The organism is Streptomyces sp. S3(2020) (genome assembly GCF_013044505.1).
Taxonomy (GTDB): domain Bacteria; phylum Actinomycetota; class Actinomycetes; order Streptomycetales; family Streptomycetaceae; genus Streptomyces.
Genome location: NZ_JABERD010000001.1, coordinates 112,527 through 130,780, shown reverse-complemented (window position 1 = coordinate 130,780; position 18,254 = coordinate 112,527). Strand labels below are relative to the sequence as shown.

Genomic DNA, 18,254 nt, shown 5'->3' with positions numbered 1-18,254 from the left:
TCGCTTGTACGGAGGAACGATAATCTCAGTCTCTCCGCATGAGAATGCTATTCTCGCCCGCGTCGGAGCGTCAAGAACCCGCCACGTACGGATAGATCCGGGTGAAGTCGGCACCCGGCTCGACCTGCGCGAACCGCTCCCACAGCGCCCCGACGGCGTCCCCGATCGAGCCCGCGCCCTCCTCCGCCTCGCGCAGATAGAGCTGTACGTCCTTGTTCATCAGGGAGTTGGTGAAGCCGGCGGCATAGCGGCCGGTGAGGACATGGCGGGGGAACTTGTCCTCGGTGGCGGCGCTGCGGCCGCTCGATCCGTTCAGCACGTCGAGCATGGTGGCCATGTCGAGGCCCGCCGCCAGTCCGAAGGCGATGGCCTCGCCGGTGGCGGCGAGGGTCGTCGCGGACAGGAAGTTGTTGGCGAGCTTGAGCGCCTGGGCCATGCCGGGGCGCGCGCCGACCCGGTGGCGGCGGTCGCTGAGGCCGGCCAGCACGTCCTCGACCTCGGCACAGTCGTCGTCGGAGCCCGCGTACATCACGGTGAGGGTGCGGGCCCGTGCGCCGGCGACGCCGCCCGACACCGGGGCGTCGACATAGCCGACCTTCTCGGCGGCGAGCAGTGCGGCCACGGTCCGGGCCGCGGTCACTCCGACGGTCGAGGTGTCCACGACGTGGCGGACGCGCCGGCCGTCGGTGGCGAGGAGCGCGCGGGCGACCTGTTCGGAGGCGGTGCCGTCGGGGAGGCTGAGCACCAACACGTCGGCGGCGCGGGCGACTTCGGCCACGTCAGGGGCGTAGGTGGACCCCTCGGGCGCACACTGGGGGCCGAGGGCGTCGTGGGCCACCACGTCATGACCGGTGGCGACGAGGTTCGCGGCCAGGACTCCGCCCATGTTGCCGAGGCCCACGAAGCCGACGGTCACCGCTCCCTCCGTACGGCCGTGACGATCCGGCGGGCGGAACTCCCCGCCGGTACACCGGCGTAGGCGGCGATCTGGAACAGCAATTCGTCGACCTCGGCGTCGGTCACGCCGGCGCGGGGCGCGCTCTCGGTGTGGACGCGGAACTCCTCCATGCGGCCGAGCGCGGCGGTCATCGCCAGGACGAGGAGGCTGCGGTCACGCGGGGTCAGACCGCCACGCGTCCAGACGCCCCACGCCGTCGCGGTGAGGTAGTCCTGGAACTCGACGGCCACGGGGTCGGGGTCGGCGGTGGCGCCGTCGACGTAGGTGTCGCCGAGCACGGACCGGCGCATACCGCGGGCGGCGCTCAGCGCCTCGGACTCTTCCATCGGTCTCCCCACTTGAATGAGAATGTCGCTCTCGTAAACGCACATCCACGATTCCAGCAAATGGAGAATTGTGCTACCGTCCCTCGACGTCAGGGCCCTGACCGACAGAGAGCCGAGCAGACGTGGACGACTTCGAGGCGATCGACTTCTTCCGGGACGAGGCGCTCGTCGCGGACCCCTACCCCTACTTCGAGGCGCTGCGCGGGCAGTGTCCCGTGCGGCGCGAGAGCCATCACGACGTGGTGATGGTGACCGGCTACGAAGAGGCGTTGCAGGTCTACAACGACACCGACGCCTTCTCCGCCTGCGTCTCCGTCAGCGGCCCCTTCCCGGGCTTCCCGGTGCCGCTGGCGGGCGACGACATCAGCGGGCTCATCGAGCGGCACCGCGACGAGCTCCCGATGAGCGACCAGCTGCCCACCCTCGATCCGCCCACGCACACGGACCACCGCGCACTGCTGATGCGGCTGATCACACCGAAGCGCCTCAAGGAGAACGAGGCGTCCATGTGGCATCTCGCCGACGGTCTCCTGGACACGTATCTCGCCCCGGGCGAAGGGGAGTTCATCGGCGGTTTCGCCGGACCCTTCACCCTGCTCGTCATCGCCGACCTGCTCGGCGTGCCCGAGGACGACCGCCAGGAGTTCATGGCGAAGCTCCGGCGGCAGCCGCAGGACGAGGCCGGGATCGGCAGCACCGGCGACGACACACTGCACCACTCCCCGCTGGAATACCTGTACGGCCGCTTCACCACCTATGTGGAGGAGCGCCGCCGCGAACCCCGCGCGGACGTGCTGACGGGGCTGGCCACCGCGACCTTCCCGGACGGCTCGACACCCGAGGTCGCCGATGTGGTCCGGGTCGCCGCCAACCTCTTCGCGGCGGGCCAGGAGACCACCGTCCGCCTGCTCAGCGCGGCGCTGCGGCTGATCGCCGAACAGCCCGAGCTGCAAAGGCTGTTGCGTGCCGAACGCGACCGCATCCCGAACTTCGTCGAGGAGACGCTGCGCATCGAGAGCCCGGTCAAGGGCGACTTCCGGCTGTCGAAGGTGCCGACGACGGTCGGCGGGGTCGACATCCCGGCGGGCACCACGGTGATGGTGCTGAACGGCGCCGCGAACCGCGATCCGCGCCAGTTCGAGAACCCGGCCGCGTTCGACGTCGCCCGGGCGAACGTGCGGCGGCACATGGCGTTCGGCCGCGGCGTCCACGCCTGCCCCGGCGCCCCGCTGGCCCGCGCCGAGGCCCGGGTGACCATCGAACGGCTCCTGGACCGCACCTCCGACATCCGTGTCTCGGAGCGTGCGCACGGCCCGGCCGACGCCCGCCGTTACCAGTACGTCCCGACCTTCATCCTGCGCGGGCTCACCCACCTCGGCCTGGAGTGGAGCGAGGCCTGATGAAGGTCACCGTGGACGACGACCGCTGCCGGGGGCACGGTGTGTGCTGCTCGCTCTGCCCCGAGGTGTTCGACATCGGCGACGACGGCTACGCCGTGGTCGAGACCCCGGACGTCCCCGTCGAGTTCGAGGACGTCGTGCGCTCCGCCGCCGGGATGTGTCCCGAGCGCGCCATCACCGTCAGCTGACTTCGAGCAGCTGACTTCGCACAGCTGACTTCGAGCTTCGAGGAGAGCCATGCCGAAGGCGTACGTCATCGTGACCGAGGCCATCAAGGACCCGGCCGGCATGGCCGCGTACGGCCGCGCCGCCGGGGCCTCGCTGGCCGAGAGCGGGGCCGCCGTGCTGGCCGCCGACCCCTCGCCCCAGGTCCTGGAGGGTGAGTGGCACGGCGACCAGACCGTCGTACTCGAATTCGAGTCGGTGGAGGCGGCCCGCGCCTGGTACGAGTCGCCGGCCTACGAGAAGGCGAAGCCGCTGCGGCAGGCGGCGGCCGAGTCCCACGCCGTGATCGTGACCGGCTTCGTCATGCCCGGCGCGTAGCCAGGGCCGCGCACACCCCGCCGTCCACGAGCACGTCCACGCCGGTCAGGAACGACGCGTCGGCGGAGAGCAGGAAGGCGACGACAGAGGCGAGTTCCTCGGGTCGCCCCTCGCGGCCGAGGGCCGATCCGTCCACGAGCGCCTTCATCGAGGGGTGGTGCGCCGCCTCCTGGAGTCCTTGCGGGGTGGTGACGATGCCGGGTGACACCGAGCAGACGCGTGCGCCGACGGGACCGACGCGCACCGCCTCGCGCCGGACGAGGAGGTGCACGCCGCGTTTGGCCCAGGAGTAGGCGACGCCCGGGTCCTCGACGGCCGGGCCCAGCGCGTCATGGAGGCGGTCGGGCAACAGGTCGTCCAGCGGGTCCGCGAGCGCCGCGTCCGCCACCGGGTTCGGCTCGGGGATGCCGATGTGCGCGGCCATGGAGGCGAAGCACACGGTCGCCGTCCCGGTGGTGGCGAGCGGGCGCAGCGCCTCGGCCAGCAGGGCCGTGCCGACGAGGTCCACGGTGAGGATGCGGCGCCAGTCGGCCATGGTCGGCGAGATGCCGGCGGCGTGGGCGACGGCGCGGAGCGTGCCGAGTTCCGCGGCGCGGTCCGCGAGACGCGCGAGTCCCTCGCGGTCGGTGACGTCCAGGGCGAACGGCTCGACCGCCGCGCCCTGTCCGGACAGCGCGTAGGCCGCCTCGGTGACCGTCTTCTCGTCCAGGTCGACGAGCAGCAGCCGGTCCACCGCGCCGGTGAGCCGGCGCGCGCACTCCAGGCCCATGCCGCGGCCCGCCCCGGTCACGATCCCCACGGTCGTCATGACGCCACCCCTTCGCTCGCCCAGAACCGCTCCAGCACCGGCTGGAGTTCACGGCTCACGAGCTCGACGAGCGGTCCGGTGCCGCTGCGGTGGAAGGCCCAGTACGGCATGCCGTCGGGCCGTCTCCCGACGGCCTCGGTCCGGTAGCCGTACCGGGTGAGCTCGGCGGAGTCGGCGGCCACGTCGTCGGACCAGTAGCCCAGGTGGTGGACGCCCGAGCCCGGCTCCCACAGCGTGCCCGGGATGCTGCGCACGAGCTCCAGACGGGGTGTGGTCGTCGAGTACACGTTCCTGAGGTCGAGCACGGTGTCCCCGGCCGGCAGGGTCACTTTCACCTCGGCGCCCGTCTCGGCGCACCACTCGTAGCCGAACACGGCCGACAGCTCGGCCGCCGCCGCGGCGAGGTCGTCGACGACCAACCCGATGTGGAACTGATCGGCGGCCTTCACGGGCCCACCTCCTGATCGACGGTACGGAGCAGAAACCGTGTGATGTGGTCGACGTCGGCCGCCGTGGGCCGCTCCCGTCGCCACAGGTGGTCCGCGAGCCGGCCCACGGTCGCGTGGGCGGCCAGGGACGCGTCCAGGTCCGGGTCGGCGCTGCCGAGTTCGGCGTACGGCTCGCGCAGCAGCGTCGCCAGGAGGCCGGCGGCGGTCGGGGGCCCGGCGAGGAAGCCCTCGGCCACCGTGCCCGCGTTCCACATCACGGCGAGCGTCGTCGCCGCGGTGTCCTCGTCCATGGCCTGCGAGAGGACGCCCTCGGCCCAGCGGCGGACCTTGTCCCGAGGGGTGGACTCCTTGGCCATCTGGTGGGCGATGTAGCCGCACAGCCGCTCGGCGCCGTCCTCCATGAGCGCGGCGACCAGGGCGTCCTTCGAGCGGAAGTGCCGGTAGAACGCCTCGTTCGACAGTCCGGCCGCCGCCACGATGTCCGCGACCCGCGGCCGGGAGGCCGTGCCGCGATGGCGCATCACCTCCAGTGCCGCGTCGAGGAGCGCGCGCACCTCGGTCGCGTAGTGGGCTCCCCGACTCGCCAGCGCACGCTGCGCGATGCGGTCGGCAACGCTGTTCCGTGACAGGGGAATTGTGTTCTCGTTCATGAGAACGCTATTCTGACAGCCGCCGGAGGGAGACACAATGTCGTGGGACTTCGAAACCGAACCCGAATTTCAGGCACAGCTCGACTGGGCGGACCGCTTCGTGCGGGAGGAGGTCGAGCCCCTCGATCTCCTGTGGGACGGCCTCCAGTTCACCCCGCCCGACGAGAACCTCCGCCGGGTCCTGGACCCGCTGAAGAAGGAGGTGCGCGCCCACGGACTGTGGGCGACCCACCTCGGCCCCGAGCTGGGCGGCGAGGGACACGGACAGGTCAAGCTGTGCCTGCTCAACGAGATCCTGGGCCGCGCCTCCTGGGCCCCGATCGTCTTCGGCTGCCAGGCCCCGGACACGGGGAACGCCGAGATCCTCGCCCACTACGGCACCGAGGCGCAGAAGGAGCGGTATCTGCGGCCGCTGCTGGAGGGCGAGATCTTCTCCTGCTACTCGATGACCGAACCGCAGGCGGGCGCCGACCCGAAGGAGTTCACGACACGGGCGGTGCGCGAGGGTGACGAGTGGATCATCGACGGGTGGAAGTACTTCTCGTCCAACGCGAAGACGGCCGAGTTCTTCATCGTCATGGCCGTGACGGATCCCGAGGGCGACCCGTACAAGAGCATGTCGATGTTCCTGGTCCCGGCCGGCACCCCGGGGATCGTCATCGAGCGGAACGTCGCTCTCGCCGGTGAGCCCGAGGAACGGGGCTCGCACGCGCTCGTGCGCTACGAGGGGGTACGGGTCCCGGCGGACGCGCTGCTCGGGGGCGAGGGCCAGGCCTTCGTGATCGCCCAGACGCGGCTCGGCGGCGGGCGGATCCACCACGCGATGCGCACGATCGGGCTGGCGGGCAAGGCCTTCGACATGATGTGCGAGCGGGCGCTGAGCCGGCACACGCAGGGCAGTGTGCTGGCGGACAAGCAGTTCGTGCAGGGGCACATAGCCGACTCGTGGGCACAGCTCCAGCAGTTCCGTCTCGCCGTGCTGCACACCGCGTGGAAGATCGACAAGTACAACGACTACCGCAAGGTCCGCAAGGACATCGCGATGGTCAAGGTGCTGCTGCCGGGCGTCCTGCACGACGTCGCGCACCGCGCCATCCAGGTCCACGGTGCCCTCGGCGTGAGCGGCGACATGCCCCTGTTCCGGATGCTGCTGGGCGCGAGCGTCCTCGGTATCGCCGACGGGCCCACCGAGGTGCACAAGGTGACGGTGGCCCGGCAGGTGCTGCGCGACCACAAACCGAGCGACGACCTGTGGCCCAGCGCCTATCTACCGAAGCGCGTCGAGGCGGCACGCGCCAAGTACGCCGACTTCCTGGAGGCCTGATGATCGACGTCGAGCGCCTGGCGGGCTGGCTGGACGAGTCCGGGCTGCCGGGCAAGGGCGAGCCGATCGAGCACGCCTATGTCTCGGGCGGCGCCCAGAACGAGATCTACGAGATCCGCCGCGGCGAGTTGCACTGCGCGCTGCGGATCCCCCCGGCCACCGCGCCCGCCGCCCGTGACGAGGGCATCTTCCGGGAGTGGCGGATCATCGAGGCGCTGAACGGCACGGACGTCCCGCACACCGGCGCGATCGCGGTCTGCGCGGACCCGTCCGTCCTGGGCCGCACCTTCTATCTCATGGAGTTCGTCGACGGCTGGTCGCCGATGAACGTGGGCCGGGGCTGGACGGCCCCCTTCGACACGGACCTCGCCGCCCGTGCGGGGCTCGCGTACCAGCTGGCCGAAGGGGTCGCCCTGCTCGGCCGCGTGGACTGGAAGGCCAAGGGGCTGCACGACCTCGGGCGCCCGGAGGGCTTCCACGAACGCCAGGTCGACCGCTGGAGCCGCTATCTGGAACGGGTGAGGACCCGCGAACTGCCCGGCTTCGAGACCGCGGCGGCCTGGCTGCGCGTCCACAAGCCGCTCGACTACGTCCCCGGCCTCATGCACGGCGACTACCAGTTCGCCAACGTCATGTACCGCCACGGCGCCCCCGCCCGCCTCGCCGCCATCGTCGACTGGGAGATGGGCACGGTGGGAGACCCCAAACTCGACCTCGCCTGGATGCTCCGCGGCTGGCCCGACGACACCAACGCCCCCGAGGCGGCGACAGCGTCCTACGTCGACCTCACGGGCATGCCCTCCCGTGACGCGCTGATCCACCACTACTCCGACGTCTTGGGCCGCCAGGTCGACGACATGGACTACTACGACGTCCTCGCCCAGTGGAAGCTGGGTGTCGTCCTTGAGCAGGGGTTCCAACGGGCCGGCGACAACGAGAAGTTGCAGGCTTTCGGACCGATGGTGCTCGACCTGATGAAGAGCGCGGCCGACCTGGCGGAGACGACACGCTACGGGGCATGACCGTTAAGGTGCGTCCATGATCGTGGGCAGGGACGGGGCGCGCTGTACGGGGCGGGTGCCGCTGGCGGGACTGGTCGACGGTCAGGACCCAGGCCGACGCGGTCAGCGTGTTCGCCCCCGGCTGTGTACGGTTCGGGGTCGCCGTGCTCGTCGTCGCCCCCGCCGCGCTCGGCCTGGCCGATCTCATCGACCGTGCCTCCTATGACAGTTGGCTCAACCGCTGACGGTCCTCACAGCCCCAGCGACTTCGCGATGATCACCTTCATCACCTCGCTGGTGCCGGCGTAGATGCGGGTGATGCGGGCGTCGGCGTAGAGGCGGGAGATCGGGTACTCCGCCATGTAGCCGTAGCCGCCGAAGAGTTGGAGGCAGCGGTCGACCGCTCGGGCCTGTGTCTCCGTGCAGAGGAGTTTGACCCTGGCCGCGTCCGCGCCGGAGAGTTCGCCGACGACGAGTTCGAGGACCGCGCGGTCCAGCATGGCCTGGGCGGCCTCGATCTCGGCGGAGACGGCGGCGAGTTCGAACTTGGTGTTCTGGAAGGACGCGACCGGCCTGCCGAAGACCTGTCGCTCCCGGACGTAGTCGACCGTCGTGTCCAGCGCCGCCCGGGCCTGGGCGACCGAGCCGACCGCGACCGTCATCCGTTCCTGCGGGAGGTTGTGGCCGAGGTAGCCGAAGGCCGCGCCCTCCTCCCCCAGTCGGTTGGCCACCGGGACGCGTACGTCGGTGAAGGACAGCTCGACGGTGTCCTGGACCTTGATGCCCATCTTGTCCAGGACCCGGCCGCGGGTGAAGCCGGGCATGCCGTCCTCCACGACCAGCAGGGTCAGACCCGCCCGGCGGTTCTCGGGGTCGGTGGAGGTACGGGCGACCACGATGACCAGGTCGGCGAGCAAGCCGCCGGTGATGAAGGTCTTCGACCCGTTGAGGACGTACGTCTCCCCGTCGCGTACCGCCGTCGCACGGATGCCCGCCAGGTCCGAGCCCGTTCCCGGTTCGGTCATGGCGATGGCCGTCAGCAGACTGCCCGCCGCCAGACCGGGGAACCAGCGGGCGCGCTGTGCGTCATCGGCGTAGGCCAGGAAGTAGGGCAGGATCACGTCGAGTTGGGTGCGGACGGTGCCCAGGGTGACCAGGGCGCGGGCGGCCTCCTCCTGGAGCACGACGTTGTAGCGGTAGTCGTCGAGCCCCGCTCCCCCGTACTCCCGCGGGATCGCCATGCCCAACACGCCCAGGGAGCCGAGCTGTTCGAAGAGCGTGCGTGGCAGCCGGCCGTCCTTCTCCCAGGTGGCGTACCGCGGCACGACCTCCTTGGCCACGAACTCCCTTACCAGCTTGCGGAAGTCCTCGTGGTCGCCGTCGAAGACGTCGCGTCGCATCACACCCCCAGGAGTTCGAGAACCGTGGCGTTGGCCGTGCCGCCGCCCTCGCACATGGTCTGCAGTCCGTAGCGGAGACCGTGGGCGCGCATGTGGTGGATCATGCGGGTGGCGAGGACCGCGCCGGACGCGCCGAGCGGATGCCCCAGCGCGATGGCGCCCCCGAGCGGGTTCAGCAGGGCCGGGTCGGCGCCCGTCTCGGTCAGCCAGGCGAGCGGGATCGGCGCGAAGGCCTCGTTCACCTCGAAGACACCGATGTCGGCCAGGCCCACGCCCGCCTTGCGGAGCACCTTCTCCGTCGCGGGGATCGGACCGGTGAGCATCAGCACCGGGTCGGCGCCCACGACCACTCCCGCGCGGTAGCGCACCAGGGGGGTCAGGCCCAGCTCCCGCGCCTTCTCCGGAGTCGTCACCAGCAGCGCCGCCGCCCCGTCGGAGATCTGGGAGGAGTTCCCGGCGTGGATCACGCCGTCGTCGGCGAAGGCGGGCTTCAGCGCGGCCAGCCGGTCGACGGTACTGTCCCGTCGTACCCCCTCGTCCGCACCGGTCGACGCCACGGACACGATCTGTCCCTCGAAGGCCCCGCTGTCCTGCGCGGCCGCCGCCCGCTCGTGGGACAGCACCGCGTACTCGTCGAGCCGCGTCCGCGACAGACCCCATTTCTCCGCGATCTTCTCGGCGGAGATCCCCTGGTTGAAGGAGAAGTCCCGGTAGCGGGCGAGCACCTTGGGCCCGTACGGCATCCCCGTCGCCCGCGCCGAGCCGAGCGGCACCCGGCTCATCACCTCGACGCCGCCCGCGACCACCACGTCCTGCTGGCCGGACATCACCGCCTGCGCGGCGAAGTCGAGGGCCTGCTGGCTCGAACCGCACGCCCGGTTGACCGTCGTACCGGGGATCGACTCGGGCCAGCCGGCCGCGAGGACGGCGTAGCGGCCGATGTTGCTCGACTGGTCGCCGACCTGGGAGACACAGCCCCAGACGACGTCGTCCACGACCGCCGGATCGATGCCGGTGCGCTCGGCGAGCGCTTCCAGGACCACGGCGGAGAGGTCGGCCGCGTGCATGCCGGACAGGCCGCCGTGGCGTTTGCCGACGGGTGTGCGGACGGCCTCGACGATCACTGCTTCGCGCATGAAGGGTCCTTCGATGGTCGGTACCAGCGGCCGGTGAAGTGCGGTTCGCGTTTCTCCGTGAACGCCGCGTACGCCTCCGGTACATCGGTCGTGGCGAAGTTGACCGCCTGCGCGCGGGCCTCCCCGGCGAGCGCCTCGCGCAGGGTGCGGTCGGTCCCCTCGTTGAGCAGCGCCTTGGTCTGGGCGAGGGCCACGGGCGGGCCGGCGGCCAGCCGTTCGGCGAGGTCGCTGACGTAGTCGTCGATCCGCTCGCCCGGCACCACCCAGGTGACGAGGTTCAGCGACCGCGCCTCCTCGGCGTCGATCATGTCGGCCAGCAGCGCGAGCCGTTTCGCCTGTTGCAGTCCCACGAGCTTCGGCAGCAGCCAGGTGCCGCCGCAGTCCGGGGAGAGGCCTCGGCGGGTGAAGATCTGTGCGAAGCGGGCCTGCGGGGTGGCCACGACCAGGTCGCAGCCGAGGGCGAGGTTCCAGCCCGCGCCGACGGCGACGCCGTCGACCTTGGCGATCGTCGGGATCGGCAACTCGTGCAGCAGGAGGGCGACTTCGTTCAGGGCACGGAGTTTGTCGAGGGGGTGCCTGGTGTCCACGGTCCTGAGGTCGGCGCCGGAGCAGAAGGCTCCCCCGGCGCCGGTGAGGACGAGGGCCCGCACCCCGTCGCCGGTCGCTTCGGTGAGGGCGTCCCGCAGGGCGCTCCACAGCTCGGGGTCGATCGCGTTCTTGCGGTGCGGCCGGTTCAGGGTGAGGGTCCGTACGCCCCCGGTGTCGCTCGACAGCAGTACGGTCACTCGCCGGTCTCCCCGTCGTTCTCCGCGTCGGTCTCCCCGTCGTTCTCCGCGTCGGTCTCCCCGTCGATCTCCGTGTCGGTGAAGCCCAGTTCGGCCAGCACCCTCGCCGTGTGCTCGCCCAGCCCCGGTACGGCCCCCATCGGCGGCTCGTACCCGGCGATGACGGGCGGCGGCAGCAGCGACGGGATCGGGCCGCCCGGGGTGTCGATACTGCGCCAGCGGTCGCGAGCCGCCAGCTGGGGGTGGGCGATGACGTCGCGGGGTGTGTTGTAGCGGGCGTTGCCGATGCCCGCCTGGTCCGCGCACCGCTGGATGTGCGCCAGGTCGTGCCGGGCGCACCAGGCACCGATCTCCGTGTCGAGCAGCTCCCGGTGCGCCACCCGGCCCGGGTTGGTCCTGAGGCGTTCGTCGTCCGCCAGGTCGGGGCGGTCCAGCAACTCCCTTGCCAGGCGCTGCCATTCGCGGTCGTTGGTGGTGCCGAGGACGACCGTCCGGGCGTCGGCCGTGGGGTAGGCGCCGTACGGTGCCACGGCCGGGGAGCCCATGCCGCGGGGTTCCTGTTCCACACCGGAGTGCCGGGCGTGGGTGAGGGCGTAGCCCATCATCTCGGTCATGGCGTCGAACAGGCTCACCGTGACCGGACGCCGCTCCCCCGCGTACAGCAGCGCCACGATCGACAGTGCCGCGTACAGCCCTGTCGTCGCGTCCGCCACCGGCGGTCCCGGTTTCGCCGGGGCTCCGGGCCGGCCGGTGATGGCGCAGGCGCCCGCCTCGGCCTGGACGAGGAGGTCGTAGGCGCGTTTGTGGGAGAGCGGGCCGCCCTGGCCGTATCCGTCGATCTCGACGGCGATCAGGTCGGGGTGGCGGGTGGCCAGGTCCTCGGGGGCGAGGCCGAGCTTGGCCGTGGCGCCCGGCGCGAGGTTGGAGACCAGGACGTCGGCGCGGTCCAGCAGCCGGTGCAGGACCGCCATGCCCGTCTCGGACTTGAGGTCGAGTGTCACCGACTCCTTGCCCCGGTTGGCCCAGACGAAGTGTGCGGCCATGCCGCCCACGACGTCGTCGTAGTGGCGGGCGAAGTCGCCGCCGTCGGGGTTCTCCACCTTGATGACACGGGCCCCCAGGTCGCACAGGGCCCGGGTGCACAAGGGGGCGGAGACGGCCTGTTCGAGGGCGACGACGGTGACGCCCTCCAGCGGCCCCTTCCTTGGCGAGTCCGGCATCAGATCACCAGGCCCCCGTCCACCGGCAGTACCTGCCCGGTGACGAAGGAGGCCGCGTCCGAGGCGAGGAACACGAAGGCTCCGGCGACCTCCTCGGGCTCGGCCCAGCGGCCCAGCGGGATACGGGCGAGCATGGTCGGGGCGAACTTCTCGTGGGTGCGGATGGTCTCGGTCATGGGGGTCGCGGCCAGCGGTGCCAGGGCGTTGACCTTGATCTGCTTGCGGGCCAGTTCCCGCGCCAGGGACTTGGTCATGCCGATGACGGCGGCCTTGGCGGCGGAGTAGTTGACCTGCCCGAGGGTGCCGGTCAGACCGGCCGACGAGGTGACGTTGATGATGCGTCCGGTGCCGTCGACGGGCAGGAGGGGTAGCGCGGCCTGGGAGCAGGTGAAGGTGCCGAGGACATGGATGTCGAGGAGGCGGCGGAAGCTCTCCTCGTCCAGATCCGCGAACATGGCCGGCGCGGTGACGCCGGCGTTGTTCACCAGGATGTGCAGCGTGCCGTCGGTCGGCGCGGCGGCCCGGAACACCGCCGCGTCGGCCGCCGTCCGGTCCCGTACGTCCAGCGCCGCGCTGTCCGCCGTACCGCCCGCGGCCGTGATCTTCCCGGCGACGGCCGCGGCGGCGGCACCGTCCACGTCCGTGACGAGGACGGCGGCGCCCGCCTCGGCGAGGGCGTGGGCGACCGCCGCTCCGATGCCGCCCGCCGCTCCCGTCACCAGCGCCGAGCGGCCCGTGAGGTCGAAGAGTCCCGTCACTGGGCGGCCGCCGCGGCCGCCGCGCGGGCCTTGGACCGGAACGAGGCCAGCTTCTCCGCGGGCTCGACCAGTTGATGGCTGCGCGAGCGGACACTGACGTCGTGGCCCTCGGCCGCCTTGCGCAGGGCGCCCACCGTGGCCTGCTCGCGCGGGATGTGCGCGAAGGGGTCGAAGGAGTACCAGCGCATGGCGTTCTCGTAGGTGATCTTCGAGGCGTCGGAGTCGGGGACGTCGCAGGACTCCAGGACGTCGTGGAGCTGTTCCGGCGCGTCCGGCCACAGGGAGTCGCTGTGCGGGTAGTCGCCCTCCCAGCAGATGTTGTCGATGCCGATCTCGTGCCGCAGCCGTACGCCGAGCTTGTCGGTGATGAAGCAGGTCAGGAAGTGCTCGCGGAAGACCTCGGAGGGGAGCTTGCCGCCGAAGTCCTGGAGGGTCCACGTCGAGTGCATCTCGTAGGTGCGGTCCAGGCGCTCCAGGAAGTACGGGATCCAGCCCGTGCCGCCCTCCGACAGGGCGATCTTCAGGTCGGGGAAGTCCTTGACCGGGCGGGACCACACCAGGTCGGCGGCGGCCGAGACGATGTTCATCGGCTGGAGCGTGATCATCACGTCGGGCGGCGAGTCGGCGGCGGGGATCGCGAGGCGGCCCGACGATCCGATGTGCACGGACATCACGGTGTTCGTGTCGGACAGGGCGCGCCACAGCGGGTTCCAGTACTCGTCGTGGAAGCTCGGGTAGCCCAGCACGGCCGGGTTCTCCGTGAAGGTCAGCGAGTGGCAGCCCTTCTCGGCGACCCGGCGGACCTCGGCCGCGCACAGTTCGGCGTCCCAGATGGCGGGCAGCGCCATGGGGATGAAGCGGCCGGGGTAGGCGCCGCACCACTCGTCGATGTGCCAGTCGTTGTACGCCCGGACCAGCGCGAGCGAGAAGTCCGTGTCCTCGGTGGCGAAGAGGCGGGCCGAGAAGCCGGGGAAGGAGGGGAAGTTCATCTGGGCGAGGACACCGCCCGCGTTCATGTCCTTGACGCGTTCGTGGACGTCGTAGCAGCCGGGCCTGATCTCGTCGAGGCCCTGCGGTTCGACGCCGTACTCCTCCTTGGGGCGGCCCGCGACCGCGTTCAGCGCGGAGTTGGTGATGGTGACGCCCCGGAACTGCCAGACGTCGGTGCCGTCGTCGCGGTGCACGAGTTGGGGGGCGTCCTTGCGGTACCGCTCCGGGAGGTGGTTCACGAACATGTCGGGCGGCTCGATGATGTGGTCGTCGACGCTGATCAGGATCATGTCGTCCTTGAGCATGCGCGTGCCTTTCAGTCGGAGGCGGGCAGGGGCTTGGCGGCCTTGACGGTCATGGGGACGCCGTCGCAGGCGAGTTCCCCGGCTCCGGCGCTGGTGCAGAGCAGTTCGAGGGTGCCGTCGGCGTCGACGTAGCGCTTGCCCAGAAGGGTGTCGGGGGCGGCGTCCGTGGCGGGTGCGGGCGGTGCGCCGGTCGCGGGGATCATCGGGGTGCCGCCGCAGGTGATCTCCGGGCGCCGGCCGGCGGGGGCGCGGACGACGACCACCCGGGTGGTGGCCTGTGTTCCCGCGAGCTGGTCACCGGGGCGCAGTGTCGGTGCCGGTGAGGTCATGGTTCAGGTCCCTTTCGCACAGACGGTCGGCTAGCACGGCCAGGTCGTGGGACTGGCGGGCCATCCAGAACCGCAGGAAGCCGGTGAGCGAGTGGCGCAGGAACAGCGCGGCGCCGACGACGGTGGCGGCGATGCCGCCGAGGCCGAGGGCGAGGCCGTCGCGCTGGTCGAGGGGGTTCTGGGTGTTGTGGGTGACGAAGTAGGCCGACAGCGCGAGCAGCAGCCCCGCGGCCATCAGGGTGCCGCCGAGGCGGAGCCAGAGGGCGGAGCGGGTGGCGGCCGGGTCGGGGATCCTGAGCTCGGCGAGTTCGCGGACGAAACGATCCGCACGGGAGTCTGTTCGTGGCTCGGTGGGTGTCATGCGGAACTCCCCAGGTAGAGGGCGGACAGTTCGTCGCGCAGGCCGTCGTCCGGGCTGCCCTGCCGCCCGACCCGGCCGCGCACGAGGACGGCGGCGTGGTCGGCGATGCCGAGGACGGCTGCCGCGAACTGCTCGACGACCAGGACGGCCACGCCCTGCCGGGCGATCTCGGCGACCTGTTCGTAGAGGCGGGAGACGACCAACGGGGCCAGTCCCATGGACAGTTCGTCGAGGAGGAGGACGGCGGGGTCGGTGGCCAGTCCGCGGGCGAGGGCGAGCATCTGCTGCTCGCCGCCGGAGAGGGTGCCGGCCGCCTGTCCGGCCCGCCTGGCGAGGACGGGGAAGCGGGTGAACGCGGTCTCCTCGATCTCCTCGCGGCCGCGGCCGGTGAAGGTCATCATCAGGAGGTTGTCGCGGACCGACAGGTTGGGGAACACCCCGCGGCCCTCGGGGATGAGGCAGATGCCGGCCCGGGCGAGGTCGCGCGGGTTCGCCCCGGTCATGTCCCGTCCGCCGAGGAGGAGTTGACCGGAGAGCGCGGGGTGGATTCCGGCGGCGACCCGCAAGGTGGTCGTCTTGCCCGCGCCGTTGGGGCCGAGCAGCGCCACGACCTGGCCGGCGGCGACGGCCAGGTCCACTCCGTGCAGGACGGTGATGCCCTCGTGGGCGGCGCGTACGGCGCGCAGTTCGAGCAGAGTGTTCACGCGTCCCCCAGATAGGCCGCCAGCACGGTCTCGTCGGTGCGGATCACCTCGGGGGGCCCTACGGCGATGACCTTGCCGAGGTCGAGCACGTACACCTCGTCGCACACGCTCATCACCAGTCCCATGTCGTGCTCGACGAGGACGACGGCCGTCCCGTCGGCGGCGAGCGAGCGCAGCAGACCCGCGAACCGCTCGGTCTCCTCGCCGTCCTGGCCCGCGGCGGGTTCGTCGAGGAGGAGCAGGCCGGGGCGTACGGCGAGGGCGCGGCCGACCTCGACCAGGCGGGCCACTCCGGTGGGCAGGGTGTCGGCGCTCGCGTCGGCGATGCCGGTGAGGCCCAGGCGTTCGAGGATGCCGTCGGCGGTCTCCGCCGCCCGTCCTCGGTCGGGGCCGAGTTCCGCGGCGACGAGGAGGTTGTCGCGGACGCTCAGCCGGCCGAAGAGCTCCAGGCGTTGGAAGGTGCGGGCCAGCCCGTGCCGGGAGCGGCGGGCGGGGCCGAGCCGGGTGACGTCCCGGCCGTCGAGGACGACCTTGCCCGTGGCGGGCCTGCGCAGCCCGGACACGACGTCGAACAGGGTGCTCTTGCCCGCCCCGTTGGGTCCGATGAGGCCGGTGACCCGGCCGCGTTCGGCTTGGAGGCCCACGCCGTCCAGGGCGCGGTTGCCGCCGAAGGCGACGGTCACCTGGCTAACGTCCAGCAGTGGCACGGGCCAGCACCTCCCCGTCCTGAGGGCGCCAGGGACGTCGTACGCCCCACCATTCGACCGGGACGTCCGGCTCGGTCCTCGGGGCCTGGCGGGCGGCCGCACAGCCGCGCAGGGCGTAGGCGAGGACGAGTGAACCGAGCAGGTACGTCCAGCCGTTGACGAGGTCGGTGAGCCGCAGCAGCCAGCCGAGTGTCAGCCCGCCGAGGAGCGCGGGCAGGGCGATGCGGTCGCGGCCGAGGGGCTCCCACTGCCGGCGGAATCTGGTGATGATGCCCTGGGGGCTGTGGCCGAGGCCCATGCCGGCCAGGGCGGGCAGGACGCTGACGATGTTCTGGGTCCAGGAGGCCAGGCCGATCAGCAGGTTCGGGCCGACGAAGGCCGTGCCGGCGAACAGGCCGTTGCCCACCGCGCCGAGGCCGCCGATCACGGCGACCAGGAAGATGGGCAGTCCGGCGACGAGGCTGAACTGCTCGGCGGTGATGGACCGTTGCTGCATGCCGTAGAGCGCGCCGCCGAGTCCCGCGATGCCCGCGGACAGGGAGAACACCAGCACCTTGGTGGTCAGGAGGTTGCCGCCGAGCGTGGCGTACGCCGCCTCGCTGTCCCGGAGCGCGATCAGCCGGCGTCCGAAGCCGCTGCGGCGCAGCCGGGCGACACCGAGGGAGGCGAGGCCGAGGCAGACCGCGGCCAGGACCATCAACTCGGCCTCGGAGTCCAGCCGTAGGCCGAAGAGGCTCGGACCCGCCATCTCCACCGAGCCCTGGTCGAACAGCGCGATCCGTACGCCGATAACGTCGAACGAGGGCAGGGTGAAGATCCAGCGGTCGAGGACGACCGCGAACGCCGCGGTGCCCAGGGCGAGATACACGCCGGAGAACCGCAGTGCGGGCACCGCGATGAGCGCCCCGGCCGCCGCCGACACCGCGATCGCGGCCGCCAGCGCCCACAGCCCGCCGTGTGTGCCGAGGTGCCCCCAGACGACGGCTCCGATGCCGGCCATGCTCAGCTGGCACAGGGAGATCTGTCCGGCGTATCCGGCCAGGGGGATGTAGGAGAGGGCGACGATGCCCAGGGAGAAGATCGGGCCGTAGGTGACGAGGTCCGCCTCGCCCAGGGTGGTGGCGAGGACGACGGCGAAGGCGACGGTCGACAGCGCGAAGACCGCCGTACCGCGCAGGGTCGGGGCCGGGACCTGGACCAGCCGGCGGTCCCGCCCTCGCAGCCGGGGATGGCGGAAGACCAGCAACGCCAGGAAGAGCAGCAGGGCGGGGGCGGCGAGACGCAGGCCCGGCAGGTAGTCGTTCTGGGGGAGGTAGCCGGTGAGGTAGCTCTCCAGGCAGCCGACGACGATGGCGCCGGCGAAGGTCAGGGGGAGGCTGCGGAGCCGTCCGAAGACGGCGGCGGTGTAGGCGCTGACGATGAGGAGGGAGAGCTGGGAGGCGTCGAGGGCGACGGTCGGGGCGATCAGTATGCCGCCGATCGCGGCGAGTTGGGTGCCGAGGATCCAGGCGACGCGGCTGGCCCGGACCGGGTCGGCGCCGGTCAGCTGCACCAGGGCGCGGTCGTCGACCGTGGCGCGCATCTCGGCGCCGGTGCGGGTGCGGTTGAGGAGGAACCACAGGCCCGCCGCGACCGCCACGGCGACGGTCATGGTGAGGGCCTGGTGCCAGGTGACGGTGGCGGGGCCGAGGTGGAAGGGGGTCCGGTCGGCGAAGAAGACCCCCAGCGGGCGCGGGACGTTGGGGTCCCAGATCCAGCGGGCGGCGGCGATGGCGCCGCTGAGCAGCGCCACCGTCATCACCAGCCGTTCGGCCTCGCCGAGGCGTTGCACGGGCCGCATCAGGACCCGTTCCACGGCGAGACCGAAGCCCGGGGCGAGCACGAGGAGCACCAGGGCCAGGGCGAGGGGCACCGGCCAGCCCCAGCCGACGGTGAACTGCCAGTAGCAGAACGCCGCCAGCATGCCGGCCGCCCCGTGCGCGAAGTTGAACACGCCGGTGGTGACGTAGGTGAGGACCAGGCCGCTGCCGATCACCGCGTAGATGGCCGCGGTGCTCAGACCGACGATCCCGAAGGTGAGGAACTGTTCCATCAGCTCAC

General features: G+C 71.6%; 21 protein-coding genes and 1 pseudogene. 6 read left to right on the top strand and 16 right to left on the bottom strand.

What is annotated here, in order from left to right; all coding sequences use genetic code 11:
- Window positions 1–70: 70 nt before the first annotated feature.
- Window positions 71–916 carry an NAD(P)-dependent oxidoreductase gene (locus HLK59_RS52275; RefSeq protein ID WP_206326598.1) on the bottom strand — a complete coding sequence of 282 codons (846 nt, stop codon included), beginning with the start codon at window positions 914–916 and terminating at the stop codon, window positions 71–73.
- On the bottom strand, window positions 913–1,284 hold the full coding sequence (locus HLK59_RS00630; RefSeq protein WP_171139135.1) for a carboxymuconolactone decarboxylase family protein: 372 nt from the start codon (window positions 1,282–1,284) through the stop codon (window positions 913–915). Before HLK59_RS00630 ends, HLK59_RS52275 begins: the two co-directional genes overlap by 4 nt.
- A 122-nt stretch (window positions 1,285–1,406) precedes the next feature.
- Between HLK59_RS00630 and HLK59_RS52270 the strand changes: the two genes are divergently transcribed.
- Genes HLK59_RS52270 through HLK59_RS00615 form a run of 3 tightly spaced genes read left to right on the top strand, consistent with a single transcriptional unit; the run spans window position 1,407 to window position 3,227 of the window.
- Window positions 1,407–2,684: a cytochrome P450 gene (locus tag HLK59_RS52270; RefSeq protein ID WP_171139134.1), complete on the top strand. Its 1,278-nt coding sequence runs from the start codon at window positions 1,407–1,409 to the stop codon at window positions 2,682–2,684.
- Entirely contained in the window at window positions 2,684–2,872 is a 189-nt protein-coding gene (locus HLK59_RS00620; protein WP_171139133.1) for a ferredoxin, read from the top strand. The genes HLK59_RS52270 and HLK59_RS00620 overlap by 1 nt, the downstream gene beginning before the upstream one ends.
- Window positions 2,873–2,921: 49 nt before the next feature.
- Window positions 2,922–3,227 (top strand): DUF1330 domain-containing protein, encoded by a 306-nt coding sequence (locus HLK59_RS00615; protein WP_171139132.1) that lies wholly within the window; start codon window positions 2,922–2,924, stop codon window positions 3,225–3,227.
- Here HLK59_RS00615 and HLK59_RS00610 read toward each other — a convergent pair.
- The 3 genes from HLK59_RS00610 to HLK59_RS00600 are packed head-to-tail and all read right to left on the bottom strand — an operon-like array spanning window position 3,211 to window position 5,134.
- Window positions 3,211–4,035, bottom strand: a complete 825-nt coding sequence (locus HLK59_RS00610) for an SDR family oxidoreductase (protein ID WP_171139131.1) — start codon at window positions 4,033–4,035, stop codon at window positions 3,211–3,213. The two genes, HLK59_RS00615 and HLK59_RS00610, sit on opposite strands and share 17 nt — an antisense overlap.
- Window positions 4,032–4,484 carry a VOC family protein gene (locus HLK59_RS00605; protein WP_171139130.1) on the bottom strand — a complete coding sequence of 151 codons (453 nt, stop codon included), beginning with the start codon at window positions 4,482–4,484 and terminating at the stop codon, window positions 4,032–4,034. The genes HLK59_RS00610 and HLK59_RS00605 overlap by 4 nt, the downstream gene beginning before the upstream one ends.
- Window positions 4,481–5,134, bottom strand: a complete 654-nt coding sequence (locus HLK59_RS00600) for a TetR/AcrR family transcriptional regulator (protein WP_171139129.1) — start codon at window positions 5,132–5,134, stop codon at window positions 4,481–4,483. Before HLK59_RS00600 ends, HLK59_RS00605 begins: the two co-directional genes overlap by 4 nt.
- Window positions 5,135–5,171: 37 nt before the next feature.
- On the opposite strand from HLK59_RS00600, the gene HLK59_RS00595 reads away from it, so the two are divergent.
- The 3 genes and pseudogenes from HLK59_RS00595 to HLK59_RS50675 all read left to right on the top strand — a co-directional run.
- On the top strand, window positions 5,172–6,458 hold the full coding sequence (locus HLK59_RS00595) for an acyl-CoA dehydrogenase family protein (RefSeq protein WP_171139128.1): 1,287 nt from the start codon (window positions 5,172–5,174) through the stop codon (window positions 6,456–6,458).
- A complete protein-coding gene (locus HLK59_RS00590) occupies window positions 6,458–7,480 on the top strand; it encodes a phosphotransferase family protein (RefSeq protein ID WP_171139127.1) in 1,023 nt (340 codons plus the stop codon). Before HLK59_RS00595 ends, HLK59_RS00590 begins: the two co-directional genes overlap by 1 nt.
- A gap of 71 nt (window positions 7,481–7,551) precedes the next feature.
- Window positions 7,552–7,704: pseudogene (locus tag HLK59_RS50675) on the top strand (DUF6336 family protein); the annotation flags it as partial.
- Between the two features lie 6 nt (window positions 7,705–7,710).
- Here HLK59_RS50675 and HLK59_RS00585 read toward each other — a convergent pair.
- From HLK59_RS00585 to HLK59_RS00535, 11 genes are read right to left on the bottom strand one after another with little or no spacing between them, the layout of a single operon-like run.
- A complete protein-coding gene (locus HLK59_RS00585) occupies window positions 7,711–8,859 on the bottom strand; it encodes an acyl-CoA dehydrogenase family protein (RefSeq protein ID WP_171139126.1) in 1,149 nt (382 codons plus the stop codon).
- A complete protein-coding gene (locus tag HLK59_RS00580; protein WP_171139125.1) occupies window positions 8,859–9,995 on the bottom strand; it encodes a thiolase family protein in 1,137 nt (378 codons plus the stop codon). The genes HLK59_RS00585 and HLK59_RS00580 overlap by 1 nt, the downstream gene beginning before the upstream one ends.
- The gene (locus tag HLK59_RS00575) at window positions 9,980–10,780 is read right to left on the bottom strand and encodes an enoyl-CoA hydratase (RefSeq protein ID WP_171139124.1); all 801 of its coding nucleotides are present in this window, start codon (window positions 10,778–10,780) and stop codon (window positions 9,980–9,982) included. The genes HLK59_RS00580 and HLK59_RS00575 overlap by 16 nt, the downstream gene beginning before the upstream one ends.
- Complete coding sequence (locus HLK59_RS00570) at window positions 10,777–12,000, bottom strand: CaiB/BaiF CoA-transferase family protein (RefSeq protein WP_171139123.1); 1,224 nt, start codon at window positions 11,998–12,000, stop codon at window positions 10,777–10,779. The genes HLK59_RS00575 and HLK59_RS00570 overlap by 4 nt, the downstream gene beginning before the upstream one ends.
- Window positions 12,000–12,758: an SDR family NAD(P)-dependent oxidoreductase gene (locus tag HLK59_RS00565; protein WP_171139122.1), complete on the bottom strand. Its 759-nt coding sequence runs from the start codon at window positions 12,756–12,758 to the stop codon at window positions 12,000–12,002. The genes HLK59_RS00570 and HLK59_RS00565 overlap by 1 nt, the downstream gene beginning before the upstream one ends.
- Window positions 12,755–14,053 (bottom strand): amidohydrolase family protein, encoded by a 1,299-nt coding sequence (locus HLK59_RS00560; protein WP_171139121.1) that lies wholly within the window; start codon window positions 14,051–14,053, stop codon window positions 12,755–12,757. Before HLK59_RS00560 ends, HLK59_RS00565 begins: the two co-directional genes overlap by 4 nt.
- A gap of 11 nt (window positions 14,054–14,064) precedes the next feature.
- Window positions 14,065–14,382, bottom strand: coding sequence for a hypothetical protein (locus HLK59_RS00555; RefSeq protein ID WP_171139120.1), 318 nt, complete (start codon window positions 14,380–14,382; stop codon window positions 14,065–14,067).
- On the bottom strand, window positions 14,348–14,743 hold the full coding sequence (locus HLK59_RS00550) for a hypothetical protein (RefSeq protein WP_171139119.1): 396 nt from the start codon (window positions 14,741–14,743) through the stop codon (window positions 14,348–14,350). The genes HLK59_RS00555 and HLK59_RS00550 overlap by 35 nt, the downstream gene beginning before the upstream one ends.
- Entirely contained in the window at window positions 14,740–15,447 is a 708-nt protein-coding gene (locus tag HLK59_RS00545; RefSeq protein ID WP_171139118.1) for an ABC transporter ATP-binding protein, read from the bottom strand. Before HLK59_RS00545 ends, HLK59_RS00550 begins: the two co-directional genes overlap by 4 nt.
- Complete coding sequence (locus HLK59_RS00540; protein ID WP_171139117.1) at window positions 15,444–16,154, bottom strand: ABC transporter ATP-binding protein; 711 nt, start codon at window positions 16,152–16,154, stop codon at window positions 15,444–15,446. Before HLK59_RS00540 ends, HLK59_RS00545 begins: the two co-directional genes overlap by 4 nt.
- A complete protein-coding gene (locus HLK59_RS00535; RefSeq protein ID WP_171139116.1) occupies window positions 16,135–18,246 on the bottom strand; it encodes an ABC transporter permease in 2,112 nt (703 codons plus the stop codon). The genes HLK59_RS00540 and HLK59_RS00535 overlap by 20 nt, the downstream gene beginning before the upstream one ends.
- Between the last annotated feature and the right edge of the window lie 8 nt (window positions 18,247–18,254).

Coding starts and splice junctions, on each gene's coding strand:
- HLK59_RS00550 (WP_171139119.1), bottom strand. CDS start 14,743: ATGACACCCACCGAGCCACGAACAGACTCCCGTGCGGATCGTTTCGTC.
- HLK59_RS00580 (WP_171139125.1), bottom strand. CDS start 9,995: ATGCGCGAAGCAGTGATCGTCGAGGCCGTCCGCACACCCGTCGGCAAA.
- HLK59_RS00555 (WP_171139120.1), bottom strand. CDS start 14,382: ATGACCTCACCGGCACCGACACTGCGCCCCGGTGACCAGCTCGCGGGA.
- HLK59_RS00570 (WP_171139123.1), bottom strand. CDS start 12,000: ATGCCGGACTCGCCAAGGAAGGGGCCGCTGGAGGGCGTCACCGTCGTC.
- HLK59_RS00560 (WP_171139121.1), bottom strand. CDS start 14,053: ATGCTCAAGGACGACATGATCCTGATCAGCGTCGACGACCACATCATC.
- HLK59_RS00535 (WP_171139116.1), bottom strand. CDS start 18,246: ATGGAACAGTTCCTCACCTTCGGGATCGTCGGTCTGAGCACCGCGGCC.
- HLK59_RS00590 (WP_171139127.1), top strand. CDS start 6,458: ATGATCGACGTCGAGCGCCTGGCGGGCTGGCTGGACGAGTCCGGGCTG.
- HLK59_RS00610 (WP_171139131.1), bottom strand. CDS start 4,035: ATGACGACCGTGGGGATCGTGACCGGGGCGGGCCGCGGCATGGGCCTG.
- HLK59_RS00585 (WP_171139126.1), bottom strand. CDS start 8,859: ATGCGACGCGACGTCTTCGACGGCGACCACGAGGACTTCCGCAAGCTG.
- HLK59_RS00630 (WP_171139135.1), bottom strand. CDS start 1,284: ATGGAAGAGTCCGAGGCGCTGAGCGCCGCCCGCGGTATGCGCCGGTCC.
- HLK59_RS00615 (WP_171139132.1), top strand. CDS start 2,922: ATGCCGAAGGCGTACGTCATCGTGACCGAGGCCATCAAGGACCCGGCC.
- HLK59_RS00595 (WP_171139128.1), top strand. CDS start 5,172: ATGTCGTGGGACTTCGAAACCGAACCCGAATTTCAGGCACAGCTCGAC.
- HLK59_RS00620 (WP_171139133.1), top strand. CDS start 2,684: ATGAAGGTCACCGTGGACGACGACCGCTGCCGGGGGCACGGTGTGTGC.
- HLK59_RS00600 (WP_171139129.1), bottom strand. CDS start 5,134: ATGAACGAGAACACAATTCCCCTGTCACGGAACAGCGTTGCCGACCGC.